This window comes from Microcoleus sp. AT8-B5, from assembly GCF_036705565.1.
Classification (GTDB): domain Bacteria; phylum Cyanobacteriota; class Cyanobacteriia; order Cyanobacteriales; family Microcoleaceae; genus Microcoleus.
Window position 1 is genome coordinate 230,541 of sequence record NZ_JAUBUY010000001.1, and the last position, 24,174, is coordinate 254,714.

At 45.5% G+C, this 24,174-nt stretch carries 22 protein-coding genes; 13 read left to right on the forward strand and 9 right to left on the reverse strand.

The window, feature by feature from the left end:
• Positions 1 to 39: 39 nt before the first annotated feature.
• Positions 40 to 702 carry a hypothetical protein gene (locus tag QUB39_RS01060; RefSeq protein WP_333212813.1) on the reverse strand — a complete coding sequence of 221 codons (663 nt, stop codon included), beginning with the start codon at positions 700 to 702 and terminating at the stop codon, positions 40 to 42.
• A gap of 238 nt (positions 703 to 940) precedes the next feature.
• Positions 941 to 1,966, reverse strand: a complete 1,026-nt coding sequence (locus tag QUB39_RS01065; protein WP_333212815.1) for a YihY/virulence factor BrkB family protein — start codon at positions 1,964 to 1,966, stop codon at positions 941 to 943.
• 235 nt (positions 1,967 to 2,201) lie between these two features.
• On the opposite strand from QUB39_RS01065, the gene QUB39_RS01070 reads away from it, so the two are divergent.
• Together QUB39_RS01070 and QUB39_RS01075 are read left to right on the forward strand one after the other, a co-directional pair.
• Positions 2,202 to 2,834, forward strand: a complete 633-nt coding sequence (locus tag QUB39_RS01070) for a hypothetical protein (RefSeq protein ID WP_333052789.1) — start codon at positions 2,202 to 2,204, stop codon at positions 2,832 to 2,834.
• A gap of 667 nt (positions 2,835 to 3,501) precedes the next feature.
• Positions 3,502 to 4,473 carry a mechanosensitive ion channel family protein gene (locus tag QUB39_RS01075; protein ID WP_333052791.1) on the forward strand — a complete coding sequence of 324 codons (972 nt, stop codon included), beginning with the start codon at positions 3,502 to 3,504 and terminating at the stop codon, positions 4,471 to 4,473.
• A 136-nt stretch (positions 4,474 to 4,609) separates the two neighbouring features.
• Here QUB39_RS01075 and purU read toward each other — a convergent pair whose 3' ends face one another.
• Positions 4,610 to 5,464, reverse strand: a complete 855-nt coding sequence (gene purU / locus QUB39_RS01080) for a formyltetrahydrofolate deformylase (RefSeq protein ID WP_333212378.1) — start codon at positions 5,462 to 5,464, stop codon at positions 4,610 to 4,612.
• Positions 5,465 to 5,495: 31 nt separating this feature from the next.
• On the opposite strand from purU, the gene QUB39_RS01085 reads away from it, so the two are divergent.
• Positions 5,496 to 5,741 carry a hypothetical protein gene (locus QUB39_RS01085; RefSeq protein WP_333052793.1) on the forward strand — a complete coding sequence of 82 codons (246 nt, stop codon included), beginning with the start codon at positions 5,496 to 5,498 and terminating at the stop codon, positions 5,739 to 5,741.
• A 314-nt stretch (positions 5,742 to 6,055) separates the two neighbouring features.
• Here QUB39_RS01085 and thrC read toward each other — a convergent pair whose 3' ends face one another.
• On the reverse strand, positions 6,056 to 7,180 hold the full coding sequence (gene thrC / locus QUB39_RS01090; protein ID WP_333272999.1) for a threonine synthase: 1,125 nt from the start codon (positions 7,178 to 7,180) through the stop codon (positions 6,056 to 6,058).
• A 138-nt stretch (positions 7,181 to 7,318) separates the two neighbouring features.
• On the opposite strand from thrC, the gene QUB39_RS01095 reads away from it, so the two are divergent.
• The 5 genes from QUB39_RS01095 (at position 7,319) to QUB39_RS01115 (ending at position 12,865) form a co-directional block, all read left to right on the forward strand.
• Positions 7,319 to 7,582, forward strand: a complete 264-nt coding sequence (locus tag QUB39_RS01095) for a hypothetical protein (RefSeq protein ID WP_333212380.1) — start codon at positions 7,319 to 7,321, stop codon at positions 7,580 to 7,582.
• Between the two features lie 257 nt (positions 7,583 to 7,839).
• Positions 7,840 to 8,892 carry a fatty acid desaturase gene (locus QUB39_RS01100; RefSeq protein ID WP_333052797.1) on the forward strand — a complete coding sequence of 351 codons (1,053 nt, stop codon included), beginning with the start codon at positions 7,840 to 7,842 and terminating at the stop codon, positions 8,890 to 8,892.
• A 182-nt stretch (positions 8,893 to 9,074) separates the two neighbouring features.
• Positions 9,075 to 10,577 carry an AAA family ATPase gene (locus QUB39_RS01105; RefSeq protein ID WP_333052798.1) on the forward strand — a complete coding sequence of 501 codons (1,503 nt, stop codon included), beginning with the start codon at positions 9,075 to 9,077 and terminating at the stop codon, positions 10,575 to 10,577.
• Entirely contained in the window at positions 10,577 to 11,503 is a 927-nt protein-coding gene (locus QUB39_RS01110; protein WP_333212383.1) for a ParB N-terminal domain-containing protein, read from the forward strand. The genes QUB39_RS01105 and QUB39_RS01110 overlap by 1 nt, the downstream gene beginning before the upstream one ends.
• 267 nt (positions 11,504 to 11,770) lie before the next feature.
• Complete coding sequence (locus tag QUB39_RS01115; protein WP_333052801.1) at positions 11,771 to 12,865, forward strand: Rho termination factor (modular protein); 1,095 nt, start codon at positions 11,771 to 11,773, stop codon at positions 12,863 to 12,865.
• 129 nt (positions 12,866 to 12,994) lie between these two features.
• Here QUB39_RS01115 and QUB39_RS01120 read toward each other — a convergent pair whose 3' ends face one another.
• The 3 genes from QUB39_RS01120 to QUB39_RS01130 all read right to left on the reverse strand — a co-directional run bounded on the left by QUB39_RS01120 (position 12,995) and on the right by QUB39_RS01130 (position 15,375).
• Entirely contained in the window at positions 12,995 to 13,330 is a 336-nt protein-coding gene (locus QUB39_RS01120) for a XisI protein (RefSeq protein WP_333052803.1), read from the reverse strand.
• The gene (locus QUB39_RS01125) at positions 13,318 to 13,734 is read right to left on the reverse strand and encodes an element excision factor XisH family protein (protein ID WP_333052804.1); all 417 of its coding nucleotides are present in this window, start codon (positions 13,732 to 13,734) and stop codon (positions 13,318 to 13,320) included. Before QUB39_RS01125 ends, QUB39_RS01120 begins: the two co-directional genes overlap by 13 nt.
• A gap of 90 nt (positions 13,735 to 13,824) precedes the next feature.
• The gene (locus tag QUB39_RS01130) at positions 13,825 to 15,375 is read right to left on the reverse strand and encodes a phenylacetate--CoA ligase family protein (RefSeq protein ID WP_333212385.1); all 1,551 of its coding nucleotides are present in this window, start codon (positions 15,373 to 15,375) and stop codon (positions 13,825 to 13,827) included.
• 302 nt (positions 15,376 to 15,677) lie between these two features.
• On the opposite strand from QUB39_RS01130, the gene QUB39_RS01135 reads away from it, so the two are divergent.
• From QUB39_RS01135 to QUB39_RS01150, 4 genes are all read left to right on the forward strand, one after another.
• Complete coding sequence (locus QUB39_RS01135) at positions 15,678 to 17,582, forward strand: serine/threonine-protein kinase (RefSeq protein ID WP_333212387.1); 1,905 nt, start codon at positions 15,678 to 15,680, stop codon at positions 17,580 to 17,582.
• Positions 17,583 to 17,804: 222 nt separating this feature from the next.
• Complete coding sequence (locus QUB39_RS01140; RefSeq protein ID WP_333052807.1) at positions 17,805 to 18,074, forward strand: hypothetical protein; 270 nt, start codon at positions 17,805 to 17,807, stop codon at positions 18,072 to 18,074.
• A 720-nt stretch (positions 18,075 to 18,794) separates the two neighbouring features.
• Positions 18,795 to 20,138 (forward strand): EAL domain-containing response regulator, encoded by a 1,344-nt coding sequence (locus QUB39_RS01145; RefSeq protein WP_333212390.1) that lies wholly within the window; start codon positions 18,795 to 18,797, stop codon positions 20,136 to 20,138.
• A gap of 202 nt (positions 20,139 to 20,340) precedes the next feature.
• Positions 20,341 to 21,117 carry a response regulator gene (locus tag QUB39_RS01150; RefSeq protein ID WP_445243023.1) on the forward strand — a complete coding sequence of 259 codons (777 nt, stop codon included), beginning with the start codon at positions 20,341 to 20,343 and terminating at the stop codon, positions 21,115 to 21,117.
• Positions 21,118 to 21,218: 101 nt separating this feature from the next.
• Here the strand turns inward: QUB39_RS01150 and QUB39_RS01155 are convergent, their stop codons facing one another.
• The gene (locus tag QUB39_RS01155) at positions 21,219 to 21,944 is read right to left on the reverse strand and encodes a pentapeptide repeat-containing protein (RefSeq protein ID WP_333212392.1); all 726 of its coding nucleotides are present in this window, start codon (positions 21,942 to 21,944) and stop codon (positions 21,219 to 21,221) included.
• A gap of 191 nt (positions 21,945 to 22,135) precedes the next feature.
• On the reverse strand, positions 22,136 to 23,335 hold the full coding sequence (locus tag QUB39_RS01160; RefSeq protein ID WP_333052811.1) for a phosphoglycerate kinase: 1,200 nt from the start codon (positions 23,333 to 23,335) through the stop codon (positions 22,136 to 22,138).
• A 183-nt stretch (positions 23,336 to 23,518) separates the two neighbouring features.
• On the opposite strand from QUB39_RS01160, the gene QUB39_RS01165 reads away from it, so the two are divergent.
• Entirely contained in the window at positions 23,519 to 23,932 is a 414-nt protein-coding gene (locus QUB39_RS01165) for a universal stress protein (RefSeq protein ID WP_333052813.1), read from the forward strand.
• The last annotated feature ends 242 nt before the right edge of the window (positions 23,933 to 24,174 follow it).

The following is a 24,174-nucleotide window of genomic DNA, read 5'->3' on the forward strand; positions in this document are numbered from 1 at the left end:
ATCTCAGAAGAAACCCGGTTTCTGGGGATGATGCGAAGGCTACTTCCGCACCATCACAGACTTAATTACAGCATTCGGGTGATACTTATTAGTCTGATAAAATCCCCCTTTACCAGCCCCGTAAACCCCCCCCAATTGTTTCCCATCAGCCTTGGGAACAAACATAATGTTTCTAGTGGGTTGCTTGGCAAAAACCACATTTTCTCTCATTTCATTATCCACGTTATAAGATAAAGTAGCCTTGCCGTAAATTGCCTCAGCTTGTTTCAGAGTCATTCCTGGCCCGACGCCCTGAACTGTTTTATAATTAGAATTCTCAGTCATCAAAAGTTCAATGACATCGGTATCTTTTAGCTTTGTACCCGCAGCGTAGATAATCCGATATTGCACTTTTCCCGATCGACTGACAGCCACAGAATCAAAGTCTACCATAAAAGGAGACTCTACCTTAAACTGCGCCGTGGAACCCAGAGCCTTTTTCAATTGTCCGAAAGTCATCCCCACCTTCGCCGCTCCAATTGTGCGATCGGAAATTGTTAAACTTGCAGAAGGTGTTTTTTGAGCAGTTTTTGCCGTTTCGCCTAGCTTATTTGCACCCCCAGGCGCAACAGCGGAACCCGGAACTGAAATTAAGGTGAGGTAACTGCCGATCGCCAATAAAACAGCTATCATTGATCCAGACAAAACTTTAACATTCAACATGACTAATTCTCCTAGATTTCAAATGCGACTATCTACCCGTATCTTTTTGACTATCCTGGGCCTCACCCTCCTAGTTTGGATTCTCAGAGGTGTTGGCCTCTTGACATTCATTCCCGGTGGTGTAATTTGGATACTGATTTTGTTGTCTTTTGTTGCGGGTATTCTCAGCACTTTACTCCGTCGGTAAGCCAGCATCCGGCAAATAACAAATAAGAATTAACAATTAAAACTTAACAAATTATTTTAATTTTGATTGTTTGATAGCCTTTCCCACTGTTACATTTAACTGAGCGCCGATCAGCATCACCAAAGAAGAAAGATCGAGCCACAGCAGCAACACAATAAAAGTTCCGATCGTGCCGTAAGTCCAAGTGTAATTGCCCAAGTGCAAAACATAAAACCGAAATAAAGCTGAAAAAAGCGCCCACAAAATAGCAGCAAAAACAGCTCCCGAAAAAATAGGAATATCTGGTTGACGGCGGCTAGGCCCGTAGCGGTAAACAAAAGCAAAGGCTAGTGATATAATTCCCAAAGAAATCGGCCACCGCCACAGCCGCCAAACACCTAACAGTTGCGACTCCAAAGGGCAATTGCCGGCGAGGAGCAAGCAATTTTGAACATCTTTTAAATCGCAATTGGCGACGGACTCCAGCAGGCAACTCTGGCGGGCAATAGCTTGTACAATTAAGTCGCTGACAAAGACTACTCCCGATGCTAGAATTAACAGCACAATTGTACCGATACTCAGCGCCAGAGAAATAAGTTTTGCTTTCCAAAATGGTCGAGTTCGATCGCTGGGGATGTCATGGATGCGATCGAGTGCAGCCATCGCCGCGCTCATTACTCCAGAAAATGCCCAAATCGCCCCAAGAAAGCTCACCGAAAACAGCCCTTTACTGCGAGTTAACAGAATTTCTTTGATTAAGCCGCCAATCAACTTCCGCACGTCATCGGGTATAACTTCGCCCAAAAGACGGGCGATTTGATACAGTGTTGACTGCAAAGGTTCAAAGAGGGCGATCGCAGATAAGATAGCCAACAGCCCCGGAAACAGCGCCAGCATAGAATTGTAGGCCATTTCCGCTGACAGCCCCGGCAAGCGCTGTTCTCCCGCCTTCGCGGCGACTTCCTTGAGTGTCCCCCAAGTCAAACACCGACAAAACAGCCAAAAACCACCAAATTTCCGTTTGAGAGCTCTCAGCAGCCTTAAAAGCGCCTTAAACAAAGCTAAAATCAGGTAGCGCAACCAGTAAAAAATGTTCATAGCGCACAGGCAATGGGGCGAAAGATGAGGTACACAAGTCGTTAATTAATTAATATCAAATCCGGTTGCATCGGAATTATTCCTCTCTGTATTCTCTCCCTCTGCGTTCTCTGCGCCCTCTGCGGTTAAATCATTCCGATGCAACCGGAAACGATATAAGCCATTATCAACTCGCAATTGCCAATTCCCAATTCCCCAATCTAAAATCTAAAATCTAAAATCTAAAATCAATATTATGGCTCAGGATGTCAGACAGTGGTTAGATGAAATCAAGCGGCTGCAACAGCAGTTAACAGAAGTTTCGCGCGATCGCGATGAGGCTGGTGAAAGTGCCGCTCAGTGGCGCCAACTCTACAATACTGAAGCCGAGCAGCGGCGGAATGATGCTAAATTAACTCAGCAAAGCATCGCTTCTCTGGAAGCACAAATACAGCAATTACAAAATTTTTCCCCCATTGTGCCCGAAGGCGACGATGCTGGAGTTGCTCGCCAGCAGGAAGTCGAACAACTGCAAACAGTTGGCGAACTTAAAGCTAAGTTAGCAGAAGTTCTCGAAGAGCGCGATCGGGCGATCGAACAAGTTAAACAACTCACTCAAGCCCTCAAACAAGAAGAAGCCCGTCACGCCGAAACTAGCAAAAATTTAACTAGCGCCCTCGGAGATGCCGTTGACTTGCTCACGAAAGCCCAAAATCCTGCCCCTGCAAAAACCGAGACAGTATATTCTTTAGAGATAGTACCTACTCGCACTGCAAATCCCGGCGAAACTGCTCTGGAAATCCGCCAAACTTCCGCCCCAGGCAAAAATCCCGCCCAACTTCCACCTTCTAAAAATCAGTTACTTGATTTACCGCCCTTTGGGAATTAGGAGTTACAAATTCAGGAATTGTCGTCATGGCGAGTCCCCTTACGATCGCGAATTAAATAACTTACAATTTTAATTGTTATTGTGGGATGGGCTCTTATAGCCCGTCATGAGTGGACGGGCGGGACGCCCATCCCACAAACTTGTGGAAGTTATTTAATTCTCATTCCTTAGCAGATGGGATTTAGTTACCGATGTGTTGTTTTTGCTTTTCCTGCAATTAACCGGCATTAATTCCTCAGCTTCTTGATGATATTCAATTCCGGTTCTATTGGAATGATTAAACCACAGAGGACGCAGAGGATACAGAGGAAGGGAAGAGAGATGAATCATTCCGATGAAGGGCTGAGTTGATATTATTCCGCATTTACGGATGGTCTACTAATCGATGTAAATGTACTACAGCACTTTCCAGGTAAGTGAAGTACAGAGAAACCGGGTTTCTTGAATAAAACCGGTTTCTGGCGAGAAATCCAGAAGAAACCCGGTTTCTGGGGTGTACTTTATAAACCTGGAATCCGCTGTATATCCCAACCTATAATCCGCATTCAAAATTTTGAGGACTGCCAAAAAATCTTCCTCGCGTCGTACCAACCTACAGTCTTTAGATAGAACTTAATCCAGCTAAATTCTACTACTATCGACAACGACTGATGCGCGAGGAAACTTCATGAAGGCAGAGATATCCATAGTCTGGAAAAAGATTCAGAGCATGATCGACGGCTTTCTGATCATGCTGCCTAATATTGTGCTGGCGTTAATTGTCTTTGCAATTTTTTACTTTGTGGGTAGGCAAATTAAGAGAGTGGTCAGGCGAGTTACCCGCAAGCACCACCAAGCTCGAAATTTGGGGCTGGTGTTAGGACGGTTAGCCCAGAGTCTGATCGTTCTAGTTGGTCTGTTTATTTCTCTTTCGATTATAATTCCCACATTGAAAGCTGGCGATTTGGTGCAACTGCTGGGAATTAGCGGGGTGGCGATTGGTTTTGCCTTTCGCGAGATATTGCAAAACTTCTTAGCAGGTATCCTAATTCTGTTGACGGAACCGTTCCGAATCGATGACCAAATTGTGTTTAAAAACTTTGAGGGAACGGTAGAAAATATTGAGACGCGCGCTACAACAATCGAAACCTATGATGGTCGGCGGATTGTCATTCCTAATGCCGAATTGTTTACGAATACGGTGACTGTGAATACTGCTTTCGATAAACGCCGCATGGAATACGATATTAGTATTGGTTACGGCGACGATATTGACCACGCCAAGCAGTTAATCCTGGAAGCAGTGTACAGCCTGAAGGAGGTTTTGAAAGCTCCTGCACCCGATGTGCTGGCGATGGAGTTAACAGAAAGTACCGTCAATATCCGCGTTCGGTGGTGGATTGCTCCGCCGCGCCGAATTGACGATTTGCGATCGCGCGACAAGGTAATTTGTGCTATTAAAAAAAAGCTATATGTGGAAAACGACCTCGATTTGCCTTATCCCACGCGGAACATTTTGTTCCACGATCGAACCGAAGAGACAGATGGCGATCGCTCCCAGCAGCGTGAAGGTAAAGTTCCGAAACCTCGTCGTATGCGCCGCTCTTTGCGAAAACTGGTCGAAAGGCGATCGCAACAAGACGACAACGGAAAATCTTAACAGCATCACAACTCATGCAAAATATCAAGCTGAGCAAACTTTGGGATTCGCTGCACTGCGATCGCACACCGGAATTAATCTCACTCGCCGAGCGATCGAAGGAGTAACAAACCAGGATTGATATGATACCTAACTTTCAAGCAAAAACCACAGTCCGATTGCCATAAACTAAAACACGATTTTGTAAATGATATCGCACCGCTCTTGCTAACACAACCCTTTCTAAATCTTTACCTTTGCGAATCAAATCAGACACTTCATCGCGGTGACTGACGCGCACAACATCTTGTTCGATAATCGGGCCAGCATCTAAATCCGGTGTAACATAGTGGGCTGTTGCACCGATAATTTTTACCCCTCTTTCATAAGCCCTTTCGTAGGGATTTGCACCCACAAACGCGGGTAAAAATGAATGGTGAATATTAATCACATTGGGAAAATTTATGATAAAGTCTTGACTCAAAATTTGCATATATTTAGCTAAAACTACTAAATCAATCTTATATTTCTTAAGAATTTCTAACTGTTGTGCTTCTTGAATAGCTTTATTGTCTTTAGTAATGGGAATATACTCAAAGTCGATACCGTATTGTGCGGCAATGGGCTTTAAATTTTCATGGTTGCTGATTATCAGCGGGATTTCAGCCCTAATTTCTTGCGATCGCTGTCGCCAAATCAAGTCTAATAAACAGTGATCTTGACGGCTGACCCAGATTGCGATGCGTCGAATTTTATGAGAGAAATGCAATTGCCAATTGGCTTGTAAGTCCTTGGCAATTTCACTAAAAGCAGGTGTTATTTGTTCGGTGGTTAAGTCAAAATCATCTAATTGCCATTCTAGCCGGCTCAGAAATAATCCGGCGGTAAAATCTGTATGGTGATCTGCGTGGATGATATTGCCGTTGTGGGATGCGATAAAATTGGCAAGTAAGGCGACAAGTCCTTTGCGATCGGGACAGGCAATTAACAGGGTTGCAGTAGGGCTAGTCATAAGATAATGACAAAATTGTTTCGCTGAGTTTATGGATAAAAAAGTGATATCACAGGAGTTTATTGATACTGAGATGTTGCACCATTCTCAATTAGCCTTTTATGAACAGGCTTTCCGGCCTGTTCCACAAGACAATTTATATTTTGTGGAACAGGCCGGAAAGCCTGTTTCTTTTATTGGTGCAAGATGTGAATTTAAACTGATATCTTACAACAATATCAATCGAGGACTTTCGCGCGGGGTGGGGGCGGGTTTTTTAGTCTTTTGGTATCCTTGAAAGCTATTGAGTAAGCAGTCCCTTGTATGTTAAAAGAGGTAGATTGCGATTTACTGTTGGGTGGGGGCGGGTTTATTCAGATTGTTGGTACTTGTTAGATATTGTTGGTGAACCCGCCCCTTGTATGTTAAAAGAGGTAGATTGCGATTTACTGTTGGGTGGGGGCGGGTTTATTCAGATTGTTGGTAATTGTTAGATATTGCTGGTGAACCCGCCCCTACAGGTTGTTGACCGCCGGTGCAATATCTTAGTTTAAAGGAACCACAGAGGACACAAAGAACACAACTGACAACTGACAACTGTCAACTAATTTCTTAAAATCCCATCGCCCCAGCTACTGCATCCAAAGTCGGAGCAATGCCACTTTTAAATTGATTGTTGCTGTGATTAATTGCGGTATCCGGGTCTTTCAAACCGTTACCAGTTAGCACGCAAACTACTGTCGCCCCAGTCGGAACTTGGTCTTTTACCTTCAGCAAACCGGCCACAGAAGCTGCACTCGCCGGTTCGCAGAAAATTCCTTCCTGCGATGCTAACAAACGGTAAGCGTCGAGAATTTCGGCGTCGGTGACTGCAGCAAAACTGCCGCGGCTGGCTTCGGAAGCTGCGATCGCCTGTTTCCAGCTAGCAGGGTTGCCGATCCGAATTGCTGTCGCCAGGGTTTCTGGGTGCGATACCGGTGAGCCCGTTACCAACGGTGCAGCCCCGGCGGCTTGAAATCCCATCATCTGCGGCAAGCGCGAACATTTTTTGGCTTGGTGGTATTGACAAAAACCCATCCAGTATGCTGTGATGTTTCCCGCATTTCCCACGGGAATGCACAGCCAGTCGGGGGCGTCGCCTAAAGCGTCCACCACTTCAAAAGCGCCGGTTTTCTGACCTTCCAAGCGGTAAGGATTGACGGAGTTGACCAATGTCACCGGATAATTGACAGCCATTTCGCGGACAATTTCTAAGGCGCGATCGAAATTTCCGCCAATCGAAATTACTTCCGCACCGTAAAGCAAAGCTTGCGCCAGCTTGCCCAAAGCCACGTAACCTTCGGGAATCAACACGAAAGCTCGCATTCCCCCGCGTCTGGCGTAGGCGGCGGCGGCGGCCGAAGTATTGCCGGTACTGGCGCAAATTACAGCTTCGGCACCAGCTTCCTTTGCCTTGGAAATCGCCATTGTCATCCCCCGGTCTTTGAAACTACCAGTGGGGTTGAGGCCGTCGTATTTGACCAAGACGCGCACGTCTCTACCGATGAGAGAGGCGATCGCAGGTGCTGGAATCAGAGGAGTATTGCCTTCTTGGAGAGTGACTACCGGCGTGGTTTCAGTCACCGGCAGGTAGGGGCGATAAGCTTCGATCAAGCCGGGCCAGCCGTAGCGTTTGGGCTCGGCGGCGCGGGCTGCAGAGTTAGGAGCAGAGTCAGTAGCAGGTAGAATCAGGGTCACGATGTCAATGGTTTTAGGCAATGGCTAAGGAATTTACACTAATTTTAGCTCGATCGGTTAATTTGATGTTTAATACGATCGGTTCAGGTTAAAGTAACTTAATGGTGTGAATGTGTAGATATGTCTACTCAATTACTAATGTCAAATAATTCATCCACTCTTTCCCGGCCTCAAGTCACCGCGAGCAATCCCGAAATGGCTAGTTCTTCTACCCTATCGACCACTTTTGCCCGCAAAGTAGATTTGGTAAAGTGCCCCTACCAAGCAGATCAGCAAGTTAAGTTCCTGCACTTGCAAGCAGAAATCGAATCCTTGCTGCTGGAAGTGCAAAGCCTCAAACAGCAACGGTCGATCGCTGGCTTGCCGGCTCAGGGCCCGATTTCTGGCAGCAAGAGCAATTAGCAGACAATAGCGCCTAATGCTAATTGTCCTGCCCCTGTGTTATAAAAACGAATGTTTTGCTACCCGCAGTGTTTTTTGCCAAAAGTGCTAGAAATTCCTAACTGCGGATAGCGATCGCTAGCATTTGCTAAAACGCGCTTGCCTACAGCTCAACTCGTCTGCTGCTTGCTGGCAACGAGCTGACATTTTACTGCGCTTTTTTATGCGCTAATTTTGTTAAGCCATCGTCATGGCATACGGAGAATCGAAATCAATTTATGACAGCATCGATCGAAAAACCACTAAATTTGACATCCGCAAGTGACACCTCCAACCTGCGCCTCAAAGATATTCTCAAAACCCTGCCGCGGGAAGTATTCGTCAAAAACCCCCGCAAAGCTTGGACAAAAGTAATCGTCAACGTTTTACTCGTTGCTGTTGGTTATTGGGGCTTAGCAGTATCGCCTTGGTATCTACTGCCCCTAATGTGGATTTTCACAGGCACCGGATTAACCGGTTTTTTTGTGATCGGCCATGACTGCGGGCACCGGTCATTTGCTAACCGCCGCTGGGTAAACGATTTAGTCGGACATATTGCTTTTCTGCCGTTAATTTATCCGTTTCACGCATGGCGGCACGGCCACAATTACCACCACAAGCACACCAATAAACTTGGTGAGGATAATGCTTGGCAGCCGATGACAGCAGAAGACTACGCTGCTGCTCCCAAGGCTTTACAAATAGCTTATAGTTTAATTTTCGGTCGGATGTGGTGGATCGGTTCGATCGCCCACTGGGCAAAAGTACACTTTATGTGGTGGCGGTTCAAAGGTCAACAGAAACAAGAACAAGTGCGGTTTTCAGTTTTTGTCGTTTTAATCGGTGCTGCGATCGGATTTCCGATTTTAATTGCAACCACAGGCATTTGGGGATTTGTCAAATTTTGGTTGATGCCCTGGCTGGTTTACCATTTCTGGATGAGCACTTTTACGATCGTCCACCACACAGCACCAGACATTTCATTTAAAGAACCCGAAGAATGGAACGAAGCCCAAGCGCAACTATCGGGAACAGTTCACTGCGATTATCCCCGCTGGGTAGAGTTTCTGTGCCACGACATTAACGTCCACGTTCCCCACCACCTTTCAACTGCTATTCCCTGGTACAATTTGCGCCTCGCCCACAGCAGCTTAAAGGAAAACTGGCAAGATCATCTCTACGAAACAGAATTTTCTTGGTCTTTAATGAAGCGGATTGCCGACAACTGTCACTTGTACAATCCCGCTGGTGGCTATCAAACATTGCAGGAATTTAACGCTCAAACCAAGTAAGTTTGAAACGCGATTAATCCCCTAAAAACCCGGTTTTTCAAACAAAACCGGGTTTTTCGATATTACAATCCGTAGCCTTTGTAAGGTGCGGAATGCGCGCCCTACTGTCAATCTCACAATCCCTACCATTATTAAATCAGTCATTCCCAATCTAAAATCTAAAATCTAAAATCTAAAATCGAATGACTTTCAATCCCAATAACTGTCGCAACGAAAGCGAAGTAGAAAGCAAACTCATTGTCAGCTATCTGCTACCAAAACTAGGCTATACCCCCGACACTTGGCACCAAGAAATAGCATTTGGGAATATTCGTCTAGACTTCCTCTCATTTGCCACCCAAGTTATCCCCATAGTTGTCGAGACAGACTCACCGATGAGTGTAGTCATGGAGGCTAAACATCCCAAGGAAAATTTAGACCGCCACCTGCGAAAACTCAATCGCTATTTAACAAGTTTGAGCATCCGCTACGGACTCATAACTAACGGTAAAGAAATTAGAATTTACCAAAGAGTCGCCGATGATATTCAGCTAGTCTTTAAGTGTGCTGGACAAGACCTTGAAAATAGAATTGATGAAATTATCGCTTTAATTGGCAGAAATACTTTAAAACCTATAAAAACTCCCGTTCATCTAGAACTGGAAGATAATAAAATTAATTTGGTTAGTCCTGAGTTAATTAGCGAAGTCCCAGTACAGCCCCACAATCCCGCCACCGCAAAAGCTCAGCCAAGTCAAATCTCTGAACCGGAACAAATACCTGAAAATAATCCAGTTAAGCCTCAAGTTAAATCCGATGTAACCGTTCCCCAAAAAACTCAAAATATTATGAAAATCATTGCAGTTTACCATAACAAAGGCGGCGTTGGCAAAACTACAACAGTAGTCAATTTAGCTGCGGCGCTGAGCAAGAAAGGTAAGAGAGTCTTGGTGATTGACTTAGATAGTCAAGCGAATACAACCTTTGCGACAGGTTTAGTTAAATTTGAGGATGAAGAACAAGACGATTTGAAAGATAATAATATTCTTCAAGTTTTGCAATCAGAAGACTTTTTCTCCATCGCAGAAGTAGCTCGCAAGTCTAATTTTTGCCATCCCGAAATAGATGTGATTCCTTCCCATATTGATTTAATGCAATATGAAACGGAACTAAATCAACTAGATTACAGCCGAATGATTTTAATTCAAAAACTAGCAGAAGTACAGGAGAAATATGATCTTGTACTGATCGATACGCCGCCCTCTTTGAATTTTTATGCTAGAGTTGCCCTAATTGCGGCGGATTATTTAATTATTCCTTCTGACTTAAAACCTTTTGCCAATCAAGGACTGATTAATGTCAAGGACTTTATCAAAAAAGTTAACGGATTCAAAAAACAAATTGGCAAGAAACCACTAGAAGTTTTAGGCGTCCTCCCTTGCAAAATTTCAACTAATGCTAAATTTGTACAGTACAGTTTGCCCAAGCGGAGGGAGGCAATTCCCAAACGCTACGGCTTTGAAATCATGGACAGCGTAATTTACGAGAGAGACGATTTAGCAAAGTGTGCAGAACAATTTCAAATCGTGGGAAATATGGAAATCGCCGATCCGATTTCAGTGCTAGACTTTAAGCCTGATTCTATCGCATCCCAAGAATTTGAAATGCTAGCACTCGAAGTTTTGGAAAAAATAGGTAAAAACTAATGAAAAAATTATCTCCGTCACTGGTTGCAGTTAAAAAAATTACATCCGCAGTGCCCCGTTCCAATTTTGCAGAGCCGGATTTGGAGAAACTGGCGCAACTGATTTTAGAATTAGGAGGATTGATCAACCCCATAATTGTCCGCCGCAACGGTATGGATGCCTACGAGATAGTAGACGGAGACTTTGAATACTACGCTGCTGCGAAAGCCAGGGAAATTCACCCTCAAAAAGGCGAGACAATCGGAGCATTTATTCTTGAACCAGAAAATGAAGGACTGCTTTTAGAGCAAGTTCAAGCGCTGAGGAAATCAGCCAAAACTGAAAATTTAGTTGAGAACCCAGAAACCGGGTTTTTGTACGAAAATACTTCGTCGCCGCCCGCAGATTCCATAAAAAACCCGGTTTCTTTGGTCGAAGTCCCTCATTTAGGTGAAAATGAAACTACCGAAGATTCATCTAGTTTAGAACAGCGACTAACGAATATTCAAGCCTTGTTTGCAATTCAAATCAATGAATTAAAAGCCGAATACGCCCGTGAACAACAAGTTTTAGCGCAGAGTATACAAGAAATTGAAAACCGAATCTTACAACAAGTACCTCTGTTAGTTGAATCTGGGTTAGCAAGCAGAATTAATGAGTTGAAAGCAGACTCGCCACCCGAAAAACTGGTGGTAGAGAGGATACCAGAATTTGCCAACGTAGCTTCCGAATCAATGTCGCTGTTGGAAGCACTCAATACTTTAGAGAAAAATCAACTGTCGGCTAATTTGAAAGATGCTGGATTGAAGCTTCCAGTAATCCAAATAATACTCAAAGAGCGAGATGCGCGGCCGTTTGTCTCATTTGCAAATGTGGTGGAACGTGTTAAAGGGTTAACCGACAAAACAATGATTAAAATAATTGACAAGTGGCAAAAATACTCATAACTCGCAAATCCTGCGGCTACTGGCAACTTTGACTCAGTGAGTCTCTACTCCAAAATAAGTAAAGATGAGTAAAGCAGTGGATCGTTGGTGTCCCACAGGCAGTTAAACTCATCACAGTCGCTTTTTTTAGGAATTGCAGTAACTTTTGCCGTAGCACGGGCGAGGGCCCGACGCCATCGTCAGGGATGTCACCCCACGGGAAGCCGCGTAGATATACATAAACACCCAAACACCAGATTTTAATGACAAAAGGGGACTTGTAACAAGATGGATCGATCGTCCGATCAAAACCGAATAGTTGAATATTTGCGGATTAAGCCCATTAGTCACAGTCAGATTTACACTTCCCAAATTGCAGTACCAGAGCCTCATCGGGGCGAAATTCCTCGCGAACGCCGCGAAGCTCTCAGGAGAAGTCTGATCGAGCAAGGCAGCAACTTGATTCCTTTAATTGTACGCCCTACAGAAGCTTACAGCAACGAAGAAGAATATGAAGTTGTCTGCGGCTCAGATTGGTGTATTGTTGCTAAAGAACTCGGCATCGAGCAAATGTGGGCGTGGGTATTTGAAATGACCGACGAGGAGGTAGCTGTTGCTCAAGCAGAAATGGAACATTTAGCTCCGCAACCGACTCAGAAAACTGCACAAATTGAGACTCTACTGCAACAATTAGAGCTATCATTTCAAAAAAAGGTAGATAGTCTAACAAAACAAATAGAACAATCTGTTAAAAAAAATGAAGACCTGCTAAAAAAACACGTAAAAGCTCTAACTGAGCAGAACTTTGAGCGTAACCAAATAGAACAGATTAAGCATTTGCTCGAACAAGTGGAAAAAGCATTTCATGAAAAGGTAGATAAAATGGCTAAAAAAGTTGAACAATCGAGCAGCAACCGTCCGCCAACATCGGCTGTTATTTCTGAGGTAAATCTTGAAGGTGCTTTGAGACAGTTGGATGAACTGGAAAAACTGCTGTCAACAAAATTAGAACGGACAGTCCAAACAATTAATCAGTTTGTCTCCGACGCCATTGAAGAGGTAGAAAATGACCTGAAAAATCAAATTGAAACGCTCCGCCGCCAACTGGGAGCCGCAGCGACTAACTCAGAGAGACAGCCAGATGCACCGCCGAAAAAGCAGTCAAAAACGCAGCAGAAAAAGCAGTCGAAAGCACAGCAAAAACCTCAGTTACCGCAGTTGCAGTTAGAGTTGCCGTTTCCGCCCCCGTCCCCAGAGGATGACTACGAAAGTCTTTCGCTGAGAGGCTTGAAGGCGATCGGCAAAGACCGGAAAGTGCGGGGCTACGCGCGCATGAAACGACCGGAAATTCTGGCGGCTCTCAGACAAACTGACGGTCAATAAAACGATAATTGCTAATAGTTAAAGACGAATTTTTTGGTGTTCGATCGCGCTTTTCGGCAAAAAGTGCGATCGGGCTTTCAGAATAGTCGGCAGAGATATGAAAACCTGTTTCCTGTATTGTAAGCTGGTTTAGGCGATCGCATATCCCGTATGTTGCCGAACATGATACGGATGAAACCCTAAAACTATCTTGTCTTTAGGCACTCCTAATTCTACAAGTTCTGGAGTAATTCCCGTTTCTATACCATCGTGTTGAATCCAGATTTTGCCGTCGATAATTTCCACATGAACGATACAATCGTGAATTCTTTTAGGCCCTTGCCAGCCATCGTGCATTAGTAAAAAATTGTTTTGTTCGCTGTCAACAATAACGCTGCTTTTAATTTCTCCGTGTCCGTAAGAAATCTGGGCATAACTATCTAAAACATTGCGAATAATTTGGCGATATTCATCTAGTCTATCCATCTGACAATTGTCTCCTTTAATGAATCAAAAACTATTAGTTTAAATCTCTTGTTCTCTAACAAAATCTGCCCGATAGGTTCAGAAAAAATTTGTGCATAAACTTCTGCACGAATTGCCAGATATATTATCCGTTCAGGTTCCGCTCGCTGTAGAATATCTTCGTAAACAATATACTGTCCAACAGCTTGTTCTAAGTCATGAACTGGTGAAGCACTCACGAAACTTTTGACTTCTACAGCAATTTTGCGACCTTGCTTTTCGGCAGCAAATAGTTTTTCTGCACCCAAATCGACGCTGAGAGTACGTTTGCCAATTTTTAAGGGTAGGGGATCTTTGGTTATCGTCCACCCATCTTTTTCTAGGGCTGTTCTGACATTATTGTGGTAGATGTCTTGGGCTGGCATATTCTATTCTAAGCTGAACCATCAAATGTCACCCTAATTATAGAATAACACAAGACTTTTGAAAACGGATAGCTCATCAATTCAAACTACTTACTGCCGCGTGTATCTGTGCTTCACCCCAATCGGAAAATACTCCGCATCGCCCGTCTCCGTTAATGTCACCACAGGTAACTGATATTCTGGCGGCACATAATTAGCAAATTCGCTGTTTAGCCGCCGCAATTGCGCGAGAATTGAAGATGCGATCGCCTCCTGCATCTCCGCGTCGCCCTCCACCCCCGGTGCTAATTCCACAACCACCGATAAAAACCGATTTTGATCCGAATCCTCCTTGACTTGCAGTACAAATTTTCCCGTCACCCATTCCCGAATCTTGGGAACTTCTAAACCTACGGTGACATTTTCCGGGTAAATGTTAGCACCGAAGTAGGAAACGGTAAAGTGCGTTAGCGAAGCCCTCGAAGAGGATCGCCCGAATACATAGACAAATGGCAAGCAGCGAATTCCTCTGGGGAAATCAGAAACTTTCATAGCTGCTGCTTGCTGCAAACGTGCCACAGGGTTAAATCCCCATTCAGCCAAAAAATTGAGCATTGCTTCGTAACAAATTAAACCGCCGTTATCGGAGATGTGATAGCGTATTAGCGGGATGCCGTTGTCGCCAGAAAATAATAGCGTGCCGTCATTATTCACTTCAAAAAAGCGGCTTTTCGGATCGTACTGCACCAGCGTTGGCAACCGCGATTCCCCGAATAAATTGCGGGAAGCTTCGGGATTGTTTGCTAAAAAGCGGCGGATGCAAATGCTCAGCGGTGTCTCGTTGCCCAAAACGCCCGCGTCTGCCGTACCGTAAAGGCTCGCCGAGTTGTAATATAGATTGTCAGAATTAGTGCGATCGCTCACCAAACTCCGCCATTCTTCGCTAAACACTTCCCCCGCAAACACCATCTTAATTCGATATTTTTGCAACTCCACACCCCCAGCAATTCCGCTATCAATCACATCCTTGATAAATGGCGGATATCCCAACAAAACTACTTGCTCAAAATGCTCCCCAAGTTCCTGCACAACTCGGAATATTTCAGTCTTATTATTCCCAGGTGTCACAACTGTAACTGGATAGCCCTTACTCGCTAGATAGCGGCAGCAATTTGCCGTGTACATTCCGCCTACCCAAGTTCCCAACGCAAAGCAAATGACAGCTAAAGTTGAGCGATTGTCGGCGTAAAAACTGTCGTGAAATATTTGTTCAAAACGAGCGGCAATTTGCAACTCGTCGCTGATAAAACGCGGCCAAAATGTCGGGTTTCCTGTGGAACCCGATGAAACAGCAATGAAATCGCAAGTTTCTAATTTGCCCTGGTAGCACAACTGAGGTAGCGGGTGACAGCGTAAATAATTCTCTTTGGTAATTAGCGGCAATTTTTGGAAGTCTTCAAAGGTTTGAATTGAGGCGGGATTGATGTTATGTTCAGTTAGGAAAGTCTGGTAAGCTGGTACTGTGGCCGCGACTCTTTGAAAAAGCGCGATCGCCCCGGATTCGGCAACTCGATTCTGCTGGTGTTTCAATCGTTCCTCAAGCGGCGCTCTCAAAAACTCTTCAAACGCCCCAATTGCTCGCTGACGCTGTTCTGGCTGCATGATTTGCTCCTTAAAATGCGTATTTTGCACCTCGATCGCTCAAAATTCAATTAGTAGCGCTAACACCCGATCGCACATTGGGCTCGACACTAAAAATTTGAACACACTTTGAGGTCGATCGAAATGCTGGCGCAGTCGATAAACTTCTATAGCAGGAAACCGCTTTTTTAACAATAACCGCAGGTGATGACCAAGCTGCCGATCGACTAATAAACACTGACACAGTATGTCAAGATTAATTCAGCGATCGCCCAAAACTCCCAGTCTCAGTCAAGCGTGAAAATCCGACGCAGCAAGTTCCCATGAACAATCCCATCTACCCCGGCATAACTCTCAACAACCACTACCGCATCGTCCGCGAATTGGGACACGGAGGCTTCGGGCGCACCTACCTCGCTGAAGACGCCCACCGATTTAACGAACCCTGCGTTTTAAAAGAATTTGCGCCCCAAGTACACGGAAGTTACGCTTTACAAAAATCCGAGGAACTGTTCGAGCGGGAAGCGGGAGTGCTCTACAAGCTGCAACACAATCAAATCCCCCGCTTTCGCGAACTCTTCCGCGTCAGTATCAGCGATCGAGGCTACCTATTTCTCGTCCAAGACTACGTGCCGGGCCAAACCTACCGCTTTCTGCTCGACGCCCGCAAGCGTCAGGGTTTGCGGTTCATAGAAGCAGAAATCAATCAATTGCTGCAGCAGATTTTGCCCGTACTCGAATACATTCACTCTCTAGGAGTGATTCACCGCGACATCTCCCCGGACAACCTGATTCTGCGGAGTTCTGACGGGATGCCCGTGCTGATCGACTTTGGGGGAGTAAAACAAGTCGCCGCCACCGTAGAGTCTCTTTTCGCTGAGGCTAACGGCACTCCCGCCCCCGCGACTCGCATCGGCAAGCTCGGCTATGCTCCCGTCGAACAGATGCAGATGGGCATCGTCTCTCCCCACAGCGATTTGTACGCTCTGGCGGCCACGGTTTTGGTGTTGCTGACGGGGAAGGAACCCCATCAGTTGCTCGACAGCCAGACGCTGAATTGGAATTGGCGATCGGAATGTTCTCTGTCTCCGAATTTGTCCCTGGTGCTGGATAAAATGCTTGCTCAACAGCCGAGCCAGCGTTACTCCTCGGCTCGCGAGGTAATGCTCGCTCTCTCGGGGAATCCGCCTTTACAGCCACCTTTGCCGCCAGCCCCGGATTTTGGGCTCGCGCAGCCGCCGGATCTCTCGCCTATACCCGTGCCCGCCCCCGTGCCAAAACTGCCGGGAACTCCGGTGCGAATTGCTGCTATTGGCAATCAGCAAAAGATGCCTGCTTGGAAAATGGTTTTGTTTGTGGTGGCGGTGCTCTCAAGTATGGGGGGAATTGGCTGGTTGGCGGGCAATTCTTTGTTAAATCTGAAATCAAAATTGCAGAACGTTTCCCAGCCTTCAAACCCGAAGCAGCAGCAAGAAGATGCTTTGCAAGATCGGTTTGTCAAGCTCAAAATTGACGATCGATTCTATAGCGGTTACGTCAACCTTGTGGACGAGACTTTCTATGCCAAATACCCGGAATTGGGGGGACGATTGTTAAAAGAAGGCGATGACGATCGCCAATGGCGCGAAAGGTGGCAGAAAATCGGCGACGAGTTGCTCGATAAGCTGGAAAATCTCAGCAGCGACGCTAGAGCACGGTTGGGCACTTACGACACCACTGATATCGATCGCTGGAAAACAGAGGTTAACAAGCTGAATTTGAGCAGTCGGGCTTTGTACGATTTGGCTGATGCGAGGTTCTTTTATTGGTTTCCACAACAGCCGCGCGATCGCAATCTCATCGGGAAGCCGATCGGACAAATTTGGCAAGCAATTACCGCCGACGAACTCGAAGCCTTACAAGCTGGATCAACTGTCGAAAGCGTCGAATTTGACCGCCTATCGAAGAGCAAAAGCCTCACAGGCAATCTCAAACCCGGAGAAGGGAAAGCTTACATTGCCAGGTTGGCTCAAAATCAAACTTTGCGCGTGAATTTGCAAGCCCCGCGCAAATCTACCCTACTGTCAATTTATACTCCAGGGCGGACAAAGGGCGCGCGAGCTTTGCTGGAAGATGCAGAAGGGCTGAGTTGGTCGGGATTGCTGGATGATACTGGTTTTTATGAATTTGTGGTAGTTTCTCAAGCATCTGAGCCGATCGCTTACGAGTTGAATCTGACGGCAGAATAACTGCTATTGACGATCGAGCATCCAGGATACAAGCTCCCGGATTCATCCGTCCAGAAATAAAACACCTGTATCCGATAAAGGATCCCCCGAATTGATCCGTGGGGTCGCCTCTAAAATCTAAAATCTAAAATCTAAAATCTAAAATCGATTGACGCTCTCTATCCACCCAGGCAATAATAAGGTAATACCAATCAGATAAGTTGTCGGGTTCAAACAAAGAATATGCTGAGATTCGCGATCGTAGCTTTAGTGACTTTGGGATTAGTATTGGTGACTGCACTAGGTTTACATCCGGCCAATGCGACAGTCAGCACTCCCGAATTTTATGCTTGGAACTTTGCCTCTGTAGGCAGTAGCGAGCTGGTTTGTAAAAAGACCAGGGTAGTTCCGCGAGACCTGATAATTCCGTCATCATCCATGCACGCTGTCAGTATCACTTCTGCAATTGTAGATGAAAAATTTTGCGCCAATTCCACTAAGCCTGTGAATTAAGGCCGTGGATAATAGGATTTCCGGTTATAGAACCATAGGAATGAGAATTAAATAACTTCCACTCTTGAAAGTGGGATGGGCTCTTATAGCCCGTCCAAAAAAGACGGGCTATAAGAGCCCATCCCACAATAACAATTAAAATTGTAAGTTATTTAATTCGCGATCCCTAGTTAAGTTATCCCTTTGTCGATTTTAGATTTTAGATTTTAGATTTACTTCACAGATGAATCTGGGAGATTGAACCTTAATCTAAAATTTTGATCTCTCCACGACTGTTGTCTGAAAGCAAGTATCTTTGTTTGGATGAATCAGGATGCAGCATCCTGTCCTGATTCATCCATTGAGAGAAAACTCTAGTTTGTCAGTAAAAACACGGGCTAATTATCAACAATTAACCGGACATCATATAAGTGATAGCCTGAGTAATTTCCGCCATCGGCGCACTGAAACTGTTCGCTAAATTTTTTTATGAGAAATATTGCTAATTTTGTCATAAAAGTTTATCAAAGGAGTCGGGTGCAGCCCTTTTCTGCTGTTGAAAGAGAGCGAGATATTCCCAATTTCGGCAGTTCTTTGATTGTGACTTAAGAACCGAGGGAAAATATTCAGCCATTTGGCTAATCATTTATTGGCTAATTGGCCCAATTACTAATTCCCTAGTTTGAGTATGCTAGAGTTAGTCAGGTTCAGATATATAGTGCCATCTGTTATCTAAGTATCATGCTCAAAATTTTGGTGATTGAAGACGACGAATTAATCCGGGAAACTCTTCTGCAACTCCTGGAATCTCACAGCTACCGGGTCATTGCGGCCGAGAACGGTCGAGTTGGAGTGCAGATGGCACTTTCGGAGATACCGGATTTAATTTTGTGCGATGTGCAGATGCCGGAACTCGACGGTTATGACGTGTTGCGGACTCTGCGGCAAAACTCGCTAGCTGCAACAATTCCATTTATTTTCCTCACGGCTCAAAGTGACAAAACCGATTTTCGTCGCGGGATGGAATTGGGAGCCGACGATTACCTGACAAAGCCGTTTACCAAGGCTGAATTGCTGGGAGCCATTGCTTCTCGCGTCTTGAAACGGCAAACTATTACTCAACCGCTGACAGTCGCGCTTAGCCAAGCAGAAGCCAGACTCAAAGATTTAGTTAACGACTCCACCAAGGTTACGACTCTCTCTCCTGAAAAGTTTGCTCTCGAAGCTTTGCTGCGCCACGCTTTGGCACAAGGCGAGTTTCAGGTATATTATCAGCCCCAGGTGAATATTGCGACAGGCCAAGTTATCGGCGCCGAAGCTTTAGTGCGCTGGCAAAATCCCGATCGAGGTATAATTTCTCCCTGCGAATTTATTCCCTTAGCAGAAGAAACAGGTTTAATTATTCAGATTGGCGAGTGGGTACTGCTTTCAGCTTGCGCTCAAGCCGCTAGTTGGCTGGCGGCGGGGTTTTCGCCCTTTACAATATCAGTAAACTTGTCGGCCCGGCAGTTGTCCGACCCGGAACTCAAGGCGCGAATCGTGCAAATATTGGAAACTACAGGTTTAGAGCCTGCTAATTTAGAATTAGAAATGACCGAAAGCGCTTTGGTGGAAAATGCGACAGTAGCAGGCGCTACTTTAAACCAACTAAAAGCTCTAGGAATTCGGATTGCTATTGACGACTTCGGCACCGGTTACGCTACTTTAGGATATCTTAAGCAATTTGCTTTTGACAGTTTAAAGATCGATCGAATTTTCGTCCGTAATGCCAACGAAGATCCTCAAAATGCTGCTATTACTACAGCAGTAATTTTACTGGGTCACAGTTTGAATATGACCGTAATTGCTGAGGGAGTGGAAACAGAAGCAGAACTAGATTTTTTGAAACAACATCAGTGCGATATCATGCAGGGGTATCTGTTCAGTCGCCCCGAACCAGCGGCGATAATTGAAAGTATGTTGGTTGCCGCCCCGAGTTTGTTCGGGCCGCCCTCAGCAGCACCTGGTCGCGTTGTCCCTTTTGTACCTGTGTCCGAACCAGAAAAATCTAAAAACCTTTCAATGTCGCGTCTAGGAATAGTATAAGTGTCACTAAGATTTCTGTTTAATAGGATAAAATTCTTTCTTTTACCTTCTATTTTCTGCAGAAAAGTGGACGCTTCCTCATAAAAATTTGTAGCTTTTGATGATAGGCGAGTCAAAGAAGGAGATTGTTCCCCATATTGCTCTACTGCTTCCCCTTTTATGCGCTAGGCGCCCCTAATCGGACGATTTGAGAAAGTGTGGCGTGTTGAAATTGCGAGCCTTTATCAAGTTGCAGGAGGTAAACTCAATTAAGTTCCTACTTTGGGACTGGCAGTTTCAAAAACTGTCCAACTGGAATTGGTGCAAGCCTGTCATGGAAAGAATATTAGTGGTGGACGACGAAGCAGACTGTCAAACAGTCTTAGCAATGTACCTGGAAAGTCAAGGATATCGGGTGGAATGCGCTAATTCAGGGGTGGAGGCGCTCTCGATTTTTGAAAATGCCCCCCCAGATTTGGTAATTTCAGATGTCATGATGCCGGAAATGGACGGGTTTGAGTTTTGTCGCCGTTTGAGAACTACCCGTTTGGGACAATTAGTCCCCTTTATATTTTTGTCGGGTCAAGGCGAGTTGGAGTCAAAAGTTGAAGGTCATGCGATCGGCGGTGACGATTATCTGGTAAAACCTTTTCAGTCTGAAGAAATCTTAGCCAAGGTAAAAGCGCAGTTAGAGCGCTCTCACCGGATTCACGCCGAAATTGTCCGACTGCTGCAAACTTCTAGCGGTAGGGCGGTGGAACCACAATTTGTGGCAGTATTGCCACCACCTGCACCTTTGCCTTTAACACCAGCCGAAGAAAGAGTTTTTTGGGAGGTTATCCAGGGTTATACTAACAAACAAATTAGCGATCGGCTGTTTATTAGCCCCCGGACTGTGCAAGCTCATTTAGGCAGCATTTTCAGCAAATTACAGTTAGAAAATCGTGCTCAGCTTGTGAGATTTGCCCTAGAAAGAGGATACAAACCACCTCAAACTTAGCTCGGATATCAACCTAGGGTGCGCCAGCCAGGGGATTTTAGATTTTAGATTTTAGATTTTAGATTTACTCTACAGATTCATCTGGGAGCTAAAACTAGAGTCTAAAATTTTTCTTCCACATTCAAAACACAATAAGGATAATTAGTTATCACACAAACCCCTGGCCCCAAATTCGTACCCCGGAAGTTTGCCCGTTCCAAATCACCCTGCCGCACATTATTCGCCGCATCAATATTTGTCCCGGCCAACTGAGCCCTCGGAAGCCGAGTATTTGACAAAAGAGCATTCTGCAAATTAGTATCCCGCACATCCGCGAAAGACATATCCGCTCCGCTTAAATTCGCACGATTCAAATTAACTCTAAACAGCAGCGAACGCCTCAAATCGGCATTCGACAAATTAGCTTGCAGCAAATAAGCTTCGCCCAGATTCGCATTAAAAAGTTTAGCACCGCGCAAATCCGCACTCGTCAGATTCGCTCGCCCCAAAAAAGCATTAGACAAATCCGCATTTCGCAGATTAGCACCATTCAATTCAGCCCCGTACATCTCCGCATTAACTAAGTTAGCATTGGCCAAATTAGCATCACTTAAATCCGCTTCCAGCAAATTAGCTTCATAGAGATTTGCTCCGCTTAAATCCGCTCCTCTTAAATTAGCTCTGTACAAGCTAGCCTTGAACAAATCAGCATTTCTCAAGTCACAGCCTTCGCACTCTTTAGTTTCCAGCAATTGCCTAACATGATCTGGATTTTGAGCTTGAACGGGAGCTGCCAGCCCAAACAAAGCTAAACTTGCCGCTACAGTTGCCAAGAGTTTAAGTTTCACAAACAAACCTCACTGCTACTTCAAACAAATTATACTAGCAAACTATAGACTTAAAACCGATATCCTTCTCTCTTTTCTCTTCCTCTGCGTTCTCTGCGCCCTCTGCGGTAAATATTCAAAAAAATGATTCGCAGCCAAAGATATAGACCTGCTTCCAGCAAGGCGGGCAAAGCCCGCCCTACTTAACTTAATTAAGCTTCATCTAAAGCAGCAACACCAGGCAATTCCTTACCTTCGAGCAGCTCCAAACTAGCACCGCCACCAGTAGAAATGTGGCTCATTTGTTCGCCTAAATTCAACTGTTCCACAGCCGCCACCGAGTCACCACCACCGATAATTGTGGTAGTACCAGTTTTAGTAAGTCCAGCCAAAGAATGAGCAATACCTTCAGTTCCCACAGCAAACTTCTCCATCTCAAACACGCCCATCGGCCCGTTCCAGATGACAGTTTTGCAATCGGCCAAAGCATCTTGGAAAGTTTTTACTGAATCCGGGCCGATATCCAAACCCATCCAACCGTCAGGGATGCTTTCAACAGGGACAGTTTGAGTGTTAGCATCAGCAGCAAACTTGTCAGCAACTACCACATCAGTAGGTAACAGAAAAGCAACTCCCCGTTCCTTCGCCTTAGCTTCCAAAGACTTAGCCAGTTCAAGCTTGTCATCTTCCACCAAAGACTTGCCCACGTTCAAGCCGCGAGCTTTGTAGAAGGTGAAAACCATGCCACCGCCCAACAGCAGTTTGTCGCACTTTTCGAGCAGTTTTTCAATGACTCCAATCTTGCTGGAAACCTTAGAACCGCCGATTATAGCAGCTAAAGGACGTTGCGGATTGTCGATCGCACTGCCGAGATATTGCAGTTCCTTCTCCATCAAAAACCCAGCCACAGAAGGACTCAGATACTTAGTAACGCCCTCAGTAGAAGCGTGAGCCCGGTGAGCAGTACCAAAAGCATCATTGACATACAAATCGGCCACAGAAGCTAACTTCTTAGCAAATTCTGGGTCGTTTGCCTCCTCCTCTGGGTAGAAGCGGACATTTTCTAGCAACAGCACATCGCCATCTTGCATCGCGGCGACTGTAGCAGCGACTTCATCACCGATGCAGTCGTCAGTCTTTTTGACCTCTTTGCCCAACAATTCCGACAGGCGCACAGCAACCGGCGTCAAGCGCAACTTCTCCGTCACACCCTTGGGACGGCCGAAGTGGCTGCACAAAATCACCTTAGCGCCCTTGGACGCTAAATCTTGAATTGTCGGCAGAGCCGCCCGGATGCGAGTATCATCGGTGATATTGCCGTTGTCGAGCGGCACGTTAAAGTCCGCCCGCACCAATACCCGTTTGCCCGATAAGTCCGATGCCGATAAATTTGCTACAGTTTTTTTTGTCACAGGATTAACCTCCTAATATGTGTGTTTTTGTCGAATTCCGTTGAAATGGCGGCACTGGTAACTTGCACCCCGGCCTCGGACGCATTCAACCGCGCCCGTACAAAAAACGGAAGATGGAACAAACGGCACTGATTGGCTTAACCTAAACATTTTATCGGAGTCCGTGTCCCGGAGATGTGCAGTATGTTCAAGACAGTCTTATTTCCTGTAGATCAAAGCCGAGAAGCCCGCGAAGCTGCCGAAAAGGTTGTCAATATTGTGAAAACCTACGGTGCTCGTTTAGTTATTCTGTCGGTAGTCGAACCCCCCGCCGAGGAGGGCGACGCCCCACCGTCAGAGGTGATGACTTCCCCCGAAGCAGTCGCCAAACTTCTTTCTGAGGCCCAATCGATGTTTTCCCAGCAGGGAATTGAAGCTGAAATCATCGAACGGGAAGGCAAACCTGCTTTCACGATTTGCGATGTGGCTGACGAAATTGGGGCCGATTTGATTGTGATGGGCTGTCGGGGGATGGGTTTAACCGATGATGGGGCGTCTGACAGCGTTACCAATCGGGTGATCAATCTGTCTCCTTGTGCAGTTTTGATTGTGCCTTAGTTATTAGTCATTAGTTATTAGTCATTAGTTATTAGTCATTAGTCACGTGTTATATCGTGTCCGACTAAATAAACCTAGATTCTGTAGGGGCGGGTTCACCCGTATCTATTATGTAAATCCAGGGTATGCGTAAACCCGCCCTGACACAGCGACTAATGGCTAATGACTGGTGGCTAATGACTGCTGACTAATGACTGGTGGCTAATGACTGCTGACTAATGACTGCTGACTAATGACTGCTG

What these genes read in the sequence shown, in the direction of transcription:
- purU (WP_333212378.1), bottom strand. Translation starts at nt 5,464, where the DNA reads ATGACTAGCCCTACTGCAACCCTGTTAATTGCCTGTCCCGATCGCAAA.
- QUB39_RS01065 (WP_333212815.1), bottom strand. Translation starts at nt 1,966, where the DNA reads ATGAACATTTTTTACTGGTTGCGCTACCTGATTTTAGCTTTGTTTAAG.
- QUB39_RS01085 (WP_333052793.1), top strand. Translation starts at nt 5,496, where the DNA reads ATGGATAAAAAAGTGATATCACAGGAGTTTATTGATACTGAGATGTTG.
- QUB39_RS01130 (WP_333212385.1), bottom strand. Translation starts at nt 15,375, where the DNA reads ATGCAGCCAGAACAGCGTCAGCGAGCAATTGGGGCGTTTGAAGAGTTT.
- QUB39_RS01140 (WP_333052807.1), top strand. Translation starts at nt 17,805, where the DNA reads ATGCTGAGATTCGCGATCGTAGCTTTAGTGACTTTGGGATTAGTATTG.
- QUB39_RS01070 (WP_333052789.1), top strand. Translation starts at nt 2,202, where the DNA reads ATGGCTCAGGATGTCAGACAGTGGTTAGATGAAATCAAGCGGCTGCAA.
- QUB39_RS01105 (WP_333052798.1), top strand. Translation starts at nt 9,075, where the DNA reads ATGACTTTCAATCCCAATAACTGTCGCAACGAAAGCGAAGTAGAAAGC.
- QUB39_RS01115 (WP_333052801.1), top strand. Translation starts at nt 11,771, where the DNA reads ATGGATCGATCGTCCGATCAAAACCGAATAGTTGAATATTTGCGGATT.
- QUB39_RS01120 (WP_333052803.1), bottom strand. Translation starts at nt 13,330, where the DNA reads ATGGATAGACTAGATGAATATCGCCAAATTATTCGCAATGTTTTAGAT.
- QUB39_RS01125 (WP_333052804.1), bottom strand. Translation starts at nt 13,734, where the DNA reads ATGCCAGCCCAAGACATCTACCACAATAATGTCAGAACAGCCCTAGAA.
- QUB39_RS01165 (WP_333052813.1), top strand. Translation starts at nt 23,519, where the DNA reads ATGTTCAAGACAGTCTTATTTCCTGTAGATCAAAGCCGAGAAGCCCGC.
- QUB39_RS01100 (WP_333052797.1), top strand. Translation starts at nt 7,840, where the DNA reads ATGACAGCATCGATCGAAAAACCACTAAATTTGACATCCGCAAGTGAC.
- QUB39_RS01075 (WP_333052791.1), top strand. Translation starts at nt 3,502, where the DNA reads ATGAAGGCAGAGATATCCATAGTCTGGAAAAAGATTCAGAGCATGATC.
- QUB39_RS01135 (WP_333212387.1), top strand. Translation starts at nt 15,678, where the DNA reads ATGAACAATCCCATCTACCCCGGCATAACTCTCAACAACCACTACCGC.
- QUB39_RS01095 (WP_333212380.1), top strand. Translation starts at nt 7,319, where the DNA reads ATGTCAAATAATTCATCCACTCTTTCCCGGCCTCAAGTCACCGCGAGC.
- QUB39_RS01145 (WP_333212390.1), top strand. Translation starts at nt 18,795, where the DNA reads ATGCTCAAAATTTTGGTGATTGAAGACGACGAATTAATCCGGGAAACT.
- QUB39_RS01060 (WP_333212813.1), bottom strand. Translation starts at nt 702, where the DNA reads ATGTTGAATGTTAAAGTTTTGTCTGGATCAATGATAGCTGTTTTATTG.
- QUB39_RS01110 (WP_333212383.1), top strand. Translation starts at nt 10,577, where the DNA reads ATGAAAAAATTATCTCCGTCACTGGTTGCAGTTAAAAAAATTACATCC.